Consider the following 11,963-nt stretch of genomic DNA (forward strand, 5'->3'; position numbering starts at 1 on the left):
GCCTTACAGCGCCGATGGTACTGCAGGGGGGACCCTGTGGGAGAGTAGGACGCCGCCGAACAATTATTCAAGAAAACCCCGCATCTTCGGATGCGGGGTTTTTTTGCGTTTCAGGGCAGTTCAGGACCCGTCACGACGGCTCAACCAATTTCGTGTCGTACGCCAGGATGACCGCCTGAATGCGGTCCCGGGAGCCCGTTTTCGCGAGGATGCGGCCCACATGGGTTTTCACTGTGGACTCGGCGAGGTGGAGGCGTGTGGCTATCTCCGTGTTCGTCCAGCCCTGGCCGATGACCGTGAGGATCTCCCGTTCCCGGTCGGTGAGGGAAGCCAGGCGTGCGTCCTCCTGTGTCAGGTCCTCAGCCGAGGGGTCGGTCGGCAGGTGATGGACGTAGGCGTCCAGGAGGCGGCGGGTCAGGCTGGGGGCGACGACCGCGTCGCCGGTGGCCACCGCGCGGATGCCGGAGAGGAGTTCCTCGGGCTGGGCGTCCTTGACCAGGAAACCGGAGGCGCCGGCGCGGAGACCGGCGTAGGCGTATTCGTCCAGGTCGAAGGTGGTGACGATCAGGATGCGAGTGCGGTCGCCGGCGGCGGCGATGCGGCGGGTCGCCTCGATGCCGTCCAGGCCGGGCATGCGGATGTCCATGAGGACGACGTCGGGATGGAGCTCCGCCGTCATACGGACCGCTTCGCTGCCGTTCGCGGCCTCGCCGACGACCGTCATGTCGTCCTGGCTCTCCAGGAGCATGCGGGAGCCGAAGCGCTGGAGGGGCTGGTCGTCGGCGATGAGGACCGTGGTCACTGCGGGGTTTCCTCCGGGAGATGGAGTCGAACGCGCCAGCCCTGCTCCGGGTGGGGGCGTGGGCCGGCCTCAAGTGTGCCGTCGTACAGGGCGGTTCGCTCGCGCATTCCGGGAAGTCCACGACCGTCTCGGGGAGGCCCGTCCGCCCCGCGGTCGTTGCCTGTGTCCGTGATCTGCACGGTCACGGCTGCCTTCTCCTCGTAGGACAGCTCTATCTCCGCGGTGGCGCCGGGGCCGGCGTGTTTGAGGGTGTTGGTGAGTGCTTCCTGGATGACGCGGTAGACGGTGAGCTGGCGGCCCGGGGGGAGCGTGGGACTGCCGTGGGTGGTGGTGCGGACGGGGAGGCCTGCGGAGCGTACGCCGTCGAGGAGCTGGTCGAGGTCGGTGAGGCCGGGTTGGGGTGCCAGTTCTGCCTGGTTCTTCTCCTCCTCGCGTAGGACGTCGAGGAGGCGGCGGAGTTCGGTCAGGGCCTGGCGGCTCGTGGTGGCGATGGCGTCGAGGGCCTGGCCGGCACGCTCGGGGGACTTGGCGGCGGCGTATCTGCCGCCGTCGGCGAGGCCTGTGATGACGGAGAGGTTGTGGCCGATGATGTCGTGCATCTCGCGGGCGATGCGGGCGCGTTCGGCAGCCGTGGCGAGTTGGGCCTGCTGGTCGCGTTCGGTCTCCAGACGGCGGGCGCGGTCCTCGAGGGCCTCGGTGTAGTTGCGGCGGGTGCGGACCGTGATGCCGATGAGGGCGGCCACGGTGATGGACATCAGCTGTGAGCCGATCTGCTGGTCCCAGCTTCCCTCGCCGTAGCGGGTGACCGATACGAGGACCGGGGCCATCACCAGGGCCGTGGCCCACCACAGGTCGGGCAGGGCACGGCGCAGCGCGATGTGGTAGATCACGGCAAGCTGGAGGAGGGCTGCTTGGAGCGCGGCGCCGGTCCATGCGTTGACGAGGGCGAAGGGCACCATCGCGGCCAGGACGGTGCCGGGGTGGGTGCGGCGGCGGAGCAGGGGTACTGAGAGGCCGAGGCTCAGGGTGAACAGGAGCCAGCCGGGGACGTCCAGGTTGTGCGCGTTGTGGCGCCAGCCACCGCCGCCGTAGTCGATCAGGGCCGCCATCACCCAGAAGCCGGTGAAGTGCAGGTCCCACAGCAGCGGGTGGCGTCGGTCGAAGGCGCGCACCTTGCGGGTGATGCGGTGGGCGTACTCGGTGAGGGGCTCCGGCGCCCTGGCTTCCGTCACGGGGTCCATCGTGATGGCTCTCGGTACCGCGTGTCAGACGTCTCGGCGGCGCAGGACCGTCGCCGCTACCGCCAGAGTGGCCGCCGTCCACAGGAGCATGGTCAGCAGGGCCGCGCTCGGGGAGATCGCGCCGGGCATGGGCTGGGCGGTGGTGAGGGCTTCCAGGGCCTTGCCGGGGAAGTGGCGGACGGCGTCGTCGACGAACTCGTACGGGAGCATGGCCAGGATCTCCGGGAGGATCATGACGAGGCCGATGAAGGCGCCGATGGCCATCGGGACCGAGCGGAGCAGGGCGCCGATGCCGAGGGCGAGGACGGCGAGCAGGGTGAGGCCGGCCGCGTTGCCGACGAGGGCGCGCAGGACGCCCGGGTCGCCGAGGGCGGCGGACTGGTCGGTGCCGGAGAGGAAGGACTGGGCGAGGGGGAAGGTGAGGAGGTTCGTCGCCAGGGTGAGGGGGAACGCCACCGCGGCCAGGACGGCGGCCTTGGACCAGAGGACGGGCAGGCGGCGAGGGACGGCGGTCATCGTGGCCCGGATCTGGCCCGTGGAGTACTCGCCGGCGGTGGCCAGGATGCCCAGGACGGCGAGATTGATCTGGGCGAACTGGGTGCCGAGGAGGACGAAGAGGACCGTGTCCATCTCGCCTTCGCCGGAACCGTCGTAGGAGGCGCCCAGGCCCGCGCCCATGGCGGCGGTGAGGAGGCTGGTCACGACGAGGGTGATCCAGGTGGAGCGCAGCGTCCAGAGCTTGTGCCACTCGGAGCGCAGGACGCGGGCCGGGGTCACGCGGCAGGGGAGGGCTGTCGTGGTCATGCTGCCGCTCCTTCCAGGGTCGCCGTGTACTCGACCGCGTCGCGGGTGAGATCCATGAAGGCCTCCTCCAGGGAGGCAGTGCTCGGGGTCAGTTCGTAGAGGGGGATGCCGTGGGCGGCTGCCGTGCGGCCGATGTGTTCGGCGTCGGTGCCGCGGACCTGGAGGGTGCCGGGGGTGTCGGCGGTGATGTCGATGCCGGGGGCGGTGAGAAGGCCTACGAGGGTGCCGGCCTCGGGGGTGACGACCTTGGTGGTGCCCGCGCCGGAGTCGCGTACGAAGTCGGTGACCGTGGTGTCGGCGAGGAGGCGGCCGCGGCCGATGATGACCAGGTGCTCCGCGGTGAGGGCCATCTCGCTCATCAGGTGGGAGGAGACGAAGACCGTGCGGCCCTCGGCGGCGAGGGACTTGAGGAGGGTGCGGATCCACAGGACGCCCTCGGGGTCGAGGCCGTTGACCGGTTCGTCGAGGACGACGGTGGCCGGGTCGCCGAGGAGGGCGGTGGCGATGCCGAGGCGTTGGCCCATGCCGAGGGAGAAGCCCTTGACGCGGCGGTGGGCGACGTCCGTGAGGCCGGTGAGGGCGAGGACCTGTTCGACGCGTGCGCGGGGGATGCCGTGGGTGTGGGCGAGGGCGCGCAGGTGGTGGTAGGCGGTGCGGCCGGGGTGGACCGAGCGGGCCTCCAGCAGGGCGCCGACCTCGGTGAGGGGCGCGGGGTGGGCGGCGTAGGAGCGTCCGCCCACGGTCGCGTGGCCGCGGGTGGGGGCGTCGAGGCCGAGGATCATCCGCATGGTCGTGGACTTGCCGGCGCCGTTCGGGCCGAGGAAACCGGTGACCGTGCCGGGGCGGACGGTGAAGGACAGGTCCGTGACGACCGTCCGGTCGCCGTAGCGTTTGGTCAGTTCGTGTGCCGTCAGCATGCTTCGATGCTCGTGCGTACGGGGGCGGCGGGCGTCGGACCGGCGGCGGTAATCGGGGTGAGGGGTGTCGTACCCGGGTACTACCGTGGCCCGCATGAGCTATGTGATCCGGTCCGTCCGTGCTGATGAGTGGCCCGCGGCGAAGGAGCTGCGGCTCGCGGCGCTGCGGGACCCGGTGGCGCACCTGGCCTTCCTGGAGACGTACGAGGAGGCCGTGGCCAAGCCGGACTCCTTCTGGCAGGAACGGACCGCGCGGGCCTCCGAAGGGGCGGACGCGGTGCAGCAGGTCATCGCCGAGGGGCCGGACGGACAGTGGGTGGGGACGCTGACCGTGCTCGTGGAGGAGCCCGGGACGACGGACTGGGCCGGGTTCGAGGTGGAGCGGAAGCAGGGGCATGTCGTCGCTGTGTTCGTACGGCCCGAGGAGCGCGGGAGCGGGCTGACCGAGGTGCTGTTCGACGCGGCCCTGGAGTGGTCCTGGGCGCAGGGTCTTGAGCGGGTGCGGCTCATCGTGCACGAGGAGAACGGGCGGGCGCAGCGGTTCTATCGCCGGGCGGGGTTCCTGCCGAGCGGCGTGACCGTGCCGCTGGGGGACGCGGGGGAGCGGGAGTTGGAGTTCGTGCTCGAGCGGGAGTGACGGGGCCTAGACAGGCAGTTCGTCGTGCGGCCAGCGGGCGCGGCCCTGTTCGCGGGACCGGAGCAGGGCCAGGGTCGGCATGCCCCGGTCCGCTCCGGTGGACAGCAGCTCCGGCAACTGGGGAAGCGGAGCCACGGCCGCGACGTCGTCCAGGACGAGCGTCATTGGTGGGTCGAGGCGACCGGAGGATGACCGTTCGGCCATGTGCCGGCCGCGCTCGACCACGCTGGAGACGAGGGCCGTCAGGAGGGGCATCGCGCCCGGATTCGTCCTGGGGTCCTCGATGGATTCCCCCACCACATAAAGCGTGCCCCCTTCGTGGACGAAGGAATCCAAGGCGAGGGCATCACTTCGGTTGGGAGTGCAGGCTTCGCGGATATTGACCGTGGAGAGGGCCGTGAGGGCGCGGGTGGTCAACTGCTGGGCCATGTCCCGGCGTTCGGGGTGGGCGGTGAGAGCGCCTTCGAGTTCGCCGGCGGCGCCGGGGGCGGCCTTGGGGTTCGTACGGAGGATGCGTACGGCGTCCTGGATCTGGGTGCCCTGGGACCAGCGGTGGACGTGGCGGATGGTGCGACCGTCGATGGCTGCGGCGTGCAGGTAGCTCCGCAGGAGTGTCTCGGCTGTGTCGCTGAGGGCTTGGTCCAGCTTGGCGGTGGGGCGGACGGGGGCGAGGAGGGCGGTGGCTCTCGCGGTCGCCGTCGCCTTGTCCTCGCAGCCGGCTGTGGGGGACCAGTGGAGGCGGGACGGGGTGTCGCAGAGGTGGGCGGGGTCGTAGAGGTGGGTGGGGCCCAGTTTGGCTCTGGCGTCTTTCGTGTCGTGCCAGAGGGTGGGGTTCGACGTGACGACGAGGGCGGGGCCTTCCGCGTCACGTACCGCTTGGGCTGCGGTGGTTCGGCGGGTTTCCCTTGGGGCTACGAGGATCTTTTCCCACCCGCCCACCTGTTCCTGGGCGAACAGAGGTGCCGGGGGCGCCGGGGCGGTTGCCGTCGGGGTTGGGGCGGGCGGCGCCGTCGGGACTGGTGCCGGCTCCAGGGGCTGGGAGCGGGGTGTCGGTACCTCGTGCTGCACCGCCGTGGACACGGGTTCCTGCGCCGGGACCGGCACCTCGTGCTGCGTCGGCGCCGGCCGTTCCTCCGCTGCCAGGAGCCTTTCTTCCCGGCGCCTCGACCGGACCGCCTTCCACCGGGCCAGCGTGCCCATCACGAAGATCGTCAGGACGACCAGGATCATCAACTGGCCGATGAGCAGGCCCCAGAACAGGCCGTAGCCCGAGAGCTCGCCGGGGGGTGTGTCCGGCCAGGCGCCGGGGATGTCGTGGGGCTGGGCGATGAGGCCGCGCATGGCGAGGGGGGTGTGCGTGAAGGTGACGCCGGACGGCCAGGAGCCGTGGGCGAACCAGGCGGCGAGGCCGGTGGCCGTCCACACCAGCAGGGTCATGCCGAGGAGGAACGCGAGTATGCCGATCAGCAGGCCGTCGGGGATGCCTCCCTGGCTGTCCCGCTGGGTGCGGCGGTCGTCCGGTCTCACGCGTTCTCCCTCTACGCCACCGTCGATTCGGAGTCGCCCAGGTGGTGTTCCACGAAGGCCGCGGCCCGTTCCTCCGCCTCCAGTTCGGCGGCGCGCAGGGCGTCGTCGTCCGCGAGGTCGGCGGAGGACTCGGTCATCGCGCGGTCGGTGAAGACCAAGGGGCGTTCGGTCTCCGTGACCAGGTGTTTGACGACCTGGACGTTGCCGTTGACGTCCCAGACGGCGATGCCCGGGGTGAGGGTCGGGATGATCTCGACCGCCCAGCGGGGGAGGCCCAGCACTCTGCCCGTCGCCCGTGCCTCGTCCGCCTTCTGGGCGTAGATCGTCCTTGTCGACGCCATCTTGAGGATGGCCGCCGCCTCTCTCGCCGCGGCGCCGTCGACGACGTCCGAGAGGTGGTGGACGACCGCGACGAAGGACAGGCCCAGCCGTCGGCCGAACTTCAGCAGGCGCTGGAAGAGCTGCGCCACGAAGGGGCTGTTGATGATGTGCCAGGCCTCCTCGACCAGGAAGATGCGCTTCTTCCGGTCGGGGCGGATCCAGGTGTGCTCCAGCCATACGCCGACGATCGCCATGAGGATGGGCATGGCGATGGAGTTGCGGTCGATGTGGGACAGGTCGAAGACGATGAGCGGGGCGTCCAGGTCGATGCCGACCGTGGTGGGGCCGTCGAACATGCCGCGCAGGTCACCGTCGACGAGACGGTCCAGGACCAGCGCGACGTCCAGGCCCCAGGCGCGTACGTCGTCTATGGCGACGTTCATGGCCTCGGCCGACTCGGGTTCGGGGTGCCGTAGCTGCTCGACGATGTCGGTGAGGACCGGCTGGCGGTCGACGATGGTCTCGTTGACGTAGGCGTGCGCGACCTTGAGGGCGAAGCCGGAGCGTTCGTCCAGGCCGTGGCCCATCGCGACCTCGATGATCGTCCGGAGCAGCGCGAGCTGGCCCGTCGTCGTGATCGCCGGGTCGAGGGGGTTGAGGCGGATGCCCATGTCCAGGGCGGCCATCGGGTCCAGGCGGATGGGGGTTATACCCAGCTCCTGGGCGATGAGGTTCCATTCGCCCACCCCGTCCTCGCCCTGGGCGTCCAGGACGACGACCTGGCGGTCGCGGAAGCGGAGCTGGCGCAGGACGTACGTCTTTTCCAGCGCCGACTTGCCGTTGCCGGACTCGCCGAGGACCAGCCAGTGGGGGGCGGGGAGCTGCTGGCCGTAGAGCTGGAAGGGGTCGTAGATGTAGCCCTTTCCGGAGTACACCTCGCGGCCGATGATGACGCCGGAGTCGCCGAGGCCCGGGGCCGCCGTCGGCAGGTAGACCGCCTGGGCCTGGCCCGTGGACGTGCGCACCGGGAGCCTGGTCGTCTCGACCTTTCCGAAGAGGAAGGACGTGAAGGCGTCGGTGAGGACGGACAGCGGGTCCCGCATCAGGTCCTACCTCCGAATGCCGGTGGCGAAGGGAAGGGTGTTCACGAAGGCGCGGTGGTGCTCGCGGTCGCACCATTCCAGCTTCAGGTACGACTTTCCGGCCGAGGCCCTTATCGTCCGCTTGTCGCGGGCGAGGGCGTCGGGGGTGCGGGAGGAGACGGTGATGTAGCCGACGAGGTTGACGCCGGCGGCGCCGCTGGCGAGGTCCTCGCCGCGCTGGTCGAGCCGGGAGTTCGCGGCCACGTCGCGCGGGTCGACGGTGCGGTTCATCTTGGCGGCGCGGGACGCCTCGGCCTCGTCGTTGGTCTTCTCGGTGAGCATGCGCTCGATGGCGACCTCGGTGGGTTCGAGGTCCATCGTGACGGCGACCGTGCGGATGACGTCCGGGGTGTGGACGAGGAGCGGGGCGAGGAAGTTGACGCCGACGGGGGTCATCGGCCACTCCTTCACCCAGGCGGTGGCGTGGCACCAGGGGGCGCGGGTGCTGGACTCCCGGGTCTTGGCCTGGAGATATGTGGGCTCCATGGCGTCCAGCTCGGCCGGCCAGGCATTGCGCTTCGACATCGCCTGGATGTGGTCGATCGGGTGGTCCGGGTCGTACATGGAGTGGACCAGCGAGGACAGTCGCCCCTGACCGAGCGGCTGCCGTACGCGGATGTCGGCCTCCTGAAGGCGCGAGCAGATGTCGGTCAGCTCGCGGGCCATGACGACGGCGAGTCCGGCGTCCCGGTCGACCTTGCTGCCGTGACCGCGGGCGGCGCGGGCCATGGCGTTGGCCTCGGCGGCGAGCTCGCGCGTGTAGTGCATGCAGGCGACGAGGTAGGCGCGGTGCTGCTCACTGCTGGTCGACACCATCGACTGGAGCTGGTCGTACGACTGCTGCAGCCACGGCGGTGCCTTCTCGTCGCCGCGGAGGGAGACGTCCTTGGCGTGCGCGTCCGGGTCGGCGGGGAGGGTGCGGGCGAGCATCTGCAGGCGGGTGACGAAGCCGTCGCCGTTGGCCACGTGCTTGAGCAGGGTGCCGAAGCGGTCGACCAGGGCCTCCTGGTCCTCGGAGTCGCGCAGGCCGACGCCGGGGCCCTCGATCTCGATGGCGGCGGTGACGGTCTTGCGGTCGGCGTGCAGCAGTACGGCGATCTCGTCGGGTCCGAAGGGGGCGGCCAGCCAGGTGACGCGGCCGATGCCCGGGGGCGGTCCGACCTCGACCTCACGGCCGTCCAGCCGGGTGCCGGCCTCGACGGCCGTCGAGCGGTAGGTGGTGCCCTGCTTGAGGGTCCGCTTGTAGCTGCGGTTGATCTCGAACCACTTGTAGAACGTGCGGTGCTTGAACGGCACGTACACCGCGGCCAGCGCCAGCATCGGGAACCCGGCCAGCAGCACGATGCGCAGGGACAGCACGGGGACGAGGAGTCCGCACATCATGCCGAGGAACGCGCCCACGACGATCAGGGCGATCTCGCCGGTCTCGCGGTTGCGGCCGATGATCGCGTTCGGCCGGGCGCGGCCGATCAGATATGTACGGCGGGGCGTGACCGGATGGGACACGTGGGACTCGGTCGTCAACGCCCTTCACCTCCCGTGCGGTTGCTGCTGCTGTTGCGGGTGTTGCTGGCGTGGGGAGTGTTGACGGGGCTGCTCGAACGGGGTGCGGGTGCGGCGGAGGGGACAGATCCGCCGCCGCCGTTCGAGGGGCGCGAGCTGTGCGCGGCGACTCCGCCGGAGGCGGGGTTCGAGGGGCGGGGGGCGGAGGACTGGCCGCCTGAGCCGCCCTTGTTGTCCGCGCGGGAGCTGTGGGTCTTGATGCCCTGCGCGACCAGGGTCGCCGGGGAGCTGATGACCGCGGCGGCCTTGCCCTCGGCGCCCTGCATGAGGCGGTTGTTGCGGGAGCCGGCGATCTCGTCGCCGAAGCCGGGGACGAAGCGGTAGATCATCGCGCTGGCGAAGATGGCGAGCAGGATGATGGCGAGGCCGGAGACGACGGCGGAGAAGGCGTCCGGGCCGTCGTCGGCGGAGAGCGCGCCGGCGAGGCCGAGCACGATGACGATGACGGGCTTGATCAGGATCACCGCGATCATGATGCCCGCCCAGCGGCGGACGTGGCCCCACAGGTTCTTGTCGACTAGGCCGGCGTAGACGACGGTGCCGAGGAGGGCGCCGACGTAGAGCAGGGCGGCGCGGATGACGAGCTCCAGCCAGAGGACGCCGGCGGCGAGGATGCTGACCAGGGAGACGACGATCAGCATGATCGGGCCGCCGCCGATGTCCTCGCCCTTCTTGAGGGCCTCGGAGAACGTGCCGAAGAAGGCGTCGGTCTGGTCGCCGGTGGCTTTCGCGAGGACCTCGGTGATGCCGTCCGTGGCCGAGACGACGGTGTAGAGGATCAGCGGGGTGAAGGCGGAGGCCAGCACGGTCAGCCAGAGGAAGCCGATGGCTTCGCCGATGGCGGTGGCGAGGGGCACGCCGCGGACGGCTCGCTTGGCGACGGCCAGGAGCCAGAGCAGGAGCGTGAGGACCGTCGAGGCGGCGAAGACGACGGCGTACTGCTGGAGGAACTTGGGGTTGGTGAAGTCGACGTTGGCCGTCTCCTTCACGGCGACGCTGAGCTTGTCGACGGTCCAGGAGGCGGCTTCGGCGCAGCCCTTGGCGAGGGAGGAGAGGGGGTCGAGGGTGGAGGTGGGGTCGAGGCGGGAGGTGCCGCCGCCGCCCCCTCCGCCGCCGCTGCCGGTGTCGCCTTCGCAGATCTCTCTGGCCTCGCCCCGGAGGAGATCGCACGCGTTGTTGCTCGGTGACGGGGAGGGAGTGGGCGCGGCGAAGGCACGGGTGGCCAACAGGACCGTGGCCGTCTGCACCGCTGTGACCGCGGTGGCCAGCTTGAGTACGTGGTGCCTAGCGGGCATAGGTGAACCCTCCGTACTCCTCGACAGCCTTGGTCATGTCTTCTGCGGTGGAGGCCCTTTGGTCGCGCCCGACCGGGACTGGGCCGTCGCTCTGGGTGGAGTCGGTGACCTTCCAGTCGCCATCGACCCACTTCAACTCGTAGGTCGTCGTGTACCAGCTCTCGGTCACGGGGTTCTTGGAGGTCTCGCCCGACAGGCCGAAGAGGGACGTGTACCAGAGCGCGACCGTGGCGGTGCTGTGGTTGAAGGCCGTGACCTTGGTTCCTACCGGGATGACGCGCGAGATGAAGGTCTGACCGCTCGGTGCCGTGCCGTCCTTCGTCAGGCCGATCTTCTCGAGGAAGCTCTCCTTGGAGTACACCTGGTCGAACGCCGGCATCTGGGTGGCGGCGACGTCGGGTGGGTACACGGTGTTGACGATCGCGCGCCGCTTCCCGGCGTCGTACATGTCGGCCGACCCGAGGGCGATGCCGTAGTTGGTGGCTGCGGACTGGGCACCCTGCTCGCTCTGGGGGTAGCCCGTGGGAATCTCGCCCGTCTTGGACGCCACCGGCTTCTCTCCCGAGGGCGCCGTGGTCGATGTCTTCGGTTTGTCGGCGGATGAGTCGGTCTTGTCGGGATCGCCACCGCCGCGGTTCGCGAAGGCGATGGCCGCGAGGAGGAGGACCACCACGCCGACCACCGTGACCAGGCTTCGGGACGAGGAGCGGGGGCCGCGGCGGGGGGTGCCGTAGGCGTCGGGGTCGCTGTCGGGCAGGCGGGTGCGGGTCTGGCCCGTGCCGCCGTAGCCGCCGGAGGCCTCGTGCTCGTCACCGAGACTCATGCCGCGTACGCCCCCTCGACGTCGTGCGGAAACACTTGGTACCGGTCGTACTTCTCATACTCCTCGTACGACGGTAGCCGTGCTGGTTCCCGCGCGGGCGCGGTGTGGTGACTCGACATCAGGGAAACGCAACCTCAGCCGGTGGGCACGACGGGCGGGTGGGATGGAGAGGGAGCCGGGCGTGCCCGGCCGGGCGGACGGTGCCCGGGCTACACGGCCATGCCGTACACGATGGTGAACAGCGTGCCGAGGGAGCCGATGATGAAGACTCCTGTGAGGCCGGCGATGATGAGGCCCTTGCCCTGTTCGGCGCTGAAGGTGTCCCGGAGGGCCGTCGCGCCGATGCGTTGCTTCGCCGCGCCCCAGATGGCGAGGCCGAGGCAGAGCAGGATGGCGACCGCCATCACGACCTCGATCATCACCTTGGCCTCGTTGCCCAGGCTGCCGAAGGGGCCCCAGTCCGGAGCGATCCCGCCGATGATCGTGTTGATGTCTCCCTTATCGGCCGCAAAGAGCATGTAAGTCACCGCCCCTGTTGGGTAGTTCCGCACCCTCTGCGGTCGTGCAGAGGTCAGGCCTCATTCTCGCCGACAATGACGCTGTCGGATGTCGACTTGGCGTCATTGATTGGCGGGTTTCGTACGAATACCTTGCCACCGTTCCGCGCCGGCCCCTAGGGGAGGCGACGGACGGTGTGCGAAGGATCGTATGGTCACTCTGTGTATCACGGCAGGTCACGACGGGCAATGAGGCCTGAGTGAAACCTGTCGTGAGGTTCCGTCGTTGTGCCTTTTTACGTCCTGTGTCACCTTTGCGGACCGTTTTTGACGGTCGGTCGGGTGAAAGGTCGCGCCCGTGTTCTCCGGGTGAAGGCTACCTAACGCGGCGAAC

Annotated in this window: 11 protein-coding genes; 1 reads left to right on the forward strand and 10 read right to left on the reverse strand. The window is 69.9% G+C overall.

Annotated features, from left to right (window positions below; genetic code table 11):
- Positions 1-130: 130 nt before the first annotated feature.
- Genes ACFTZL_RS30820 through ACFTZL_RS30835 form a run of 4 tightly spaced genes read right to left on the reverse strand, consistent with a single transcriptional unit; the run spans position 131 to position 3,764 of the window.
- Positions 131-802 (reverse strand): response regulator, encoded by a 672-nt coding sequence (locus tag ACFTZL_RS30820; protein WP_382589161.1) that lies wholly within the window; start codon positions 800-802, stop codon positions 131-133.
- The gene (locus ACFTZL_RS30825) at positions 799-2,043 is read right to left on the reverse strand and encodes a sensor histidine kinase (RefSeq protein WP_382589164.1); all 1,245 of its coding nucleotides are present in this window, start codon (positions 2,041-2,043) and stop codon (positions 799-801) included. The genes ACFTZL_RS30820 and ACFTZL_RS30825 overlap by 4 nt, the downstream gene beginning before the upstream one ends.
- A 24-nt stretch (positions 2,044-2,067) precedes the next feature.
- Positions 2,068-2,847, reverse strand: coding sequence for an ABC transporter permease (locus ACFTZL_RS30830; RefSeq protein ID WP_382589167.1), 780 nt, complete (start codon positions 2,845-2,847; stop codon positions 2,068-2,070).
- The gene (locus tag ACFTZL_RS30835) at positions 2,844-3,764 is read right to left on the reverse strand and encodes an ATP-binding cassette domain-containing protein (RefSeq protein ID WP_382589169.1); all 921 of its coding nucleotides are present in this window, start codon (positions 3,762-3,764) and stop codon (positions 2,844-2,846) included. The genes ACFTZL_RS30830 and ACFTZL_RS30835 overlap by 4 nt, the downstream gene beginning before the upstream one ends.
- A gap of 94 nt (positions 3,765-3,858) precedes the next feature.
- Here ACFTZL_RS30835 and ACFTZL_RS30840 point away from each other — a divergent pair, with 94 nt between their 5' ends.
- Positions 3,859-4,401 carry a GNAT family N-acetyltransferase gene (locus tag ACFTZL_RS30840; protein ID WP_382589172.1) on the forward strand — a complete coding sequence of 181 codons (543 nt, stop codon included), beginning with the start codon at positions 3,859-3,861 and terminating at the stop codon, positions 4,399-4,401.
- 6 nt (positions 4,402-4,407) lie between these two features.
- Here the strand turns inward: ACFTZL_RS30840 and ACFTZL_RS30845 are convergent, their stop codons facing one another.
- The 6 genes from ACFTZL_RS30845 to ACFTZL_RS30870 all read right to left on the reverse strand — a co-directional run bounded on the left by ACFTZL_RS30845 (position 4,408) and on the right by ACFTZL_RS30870 (position 11,590).
- Positions 4,408-5,928 (reverse strand): type IV secretory system conjugative DNA transfer family protein, encoded by a 1,521-nt coding sequence (locus tag ACFTZL_RS30845; protein ID WP_382589175.1) that lies wholly within the window; start codon positions 5,926-5,928, stop codon positions 4,408-4,410.
- Positions 5,929-5,939: 11 nt separating this feature from the next.
- Positions 5,940-7,352 (reverse strand): ATP-binding protein, encoded by a 1,413-nt coding sequence (locus ACFTZL_RS30850; protein ID WP_382494720.1) that lies wholly within the window; start codon positions 7,350-7,352, stop codon positions 5,940-5,942.
- 6 nt (positions 7,353-7,358) lie between these two features.
- Positions 7,359-8,915, reverse strand: coding sequence for an SCO6880 family protein (locus tag ACFTZL_RS30855; protein WP_382589178.1), 1,557 nt, complete (start codon positions 8,913-8,915; stop codon positions 7,359-7,361).
- A complete protein-coding gene (locus ACFTZL_RS30860; RefSeq protein ID WP_382589181.1) occupies positions 8,912-10,249 on the reverse strand; it encodes a hypothetical protein in 1,338 nt (445 codons plus the stop codon). The genes ACFTZL_RS30855 and ACFTZL_RS30860 overlap by 4 nt, the downstream gene beginning before the upstream one ends.
- The gene (locus ACFTZL_RS30865) at positions 10,239-11,072 is read right to left on the reverse strand and encodes a hypothetical protein (protein WP_382589184.1); all 834 of its coding nucleotides are present in this window, start codon (positions 11,070-11,072) and stop codon (positions 10,239-10,241) included. Before ACFTZL_RS30865 ends, ACFTZL_RS30860 begins: the two co-directional genes overlap by 11 nt.
- 209 nt (positions 11,073-11,281) lie before the next feature.
- On the reverse strand, positions 11,282-11,590 hold the full coding sequence (locus ACFTZL_RS30870) for a hypothetical protein (protein WP_123996587.1): 309 nt from the start codon (positions 11,588-11,590) through the stop codon (positions 11,282-11,284).
- Between the last annotated feature and the right edge of the window lie 373 nt (positions 11,591-11,963).

It is taken from the genome of Streptomyces sp. NPDC056948 (assembly GCF_042674225.1).
GTDB lineage: Bacteria > Actinomycetota > Actinomycetes > Streptomycetales > Streptomycetaceae > Streptomyces > Streptomyces purpurascens.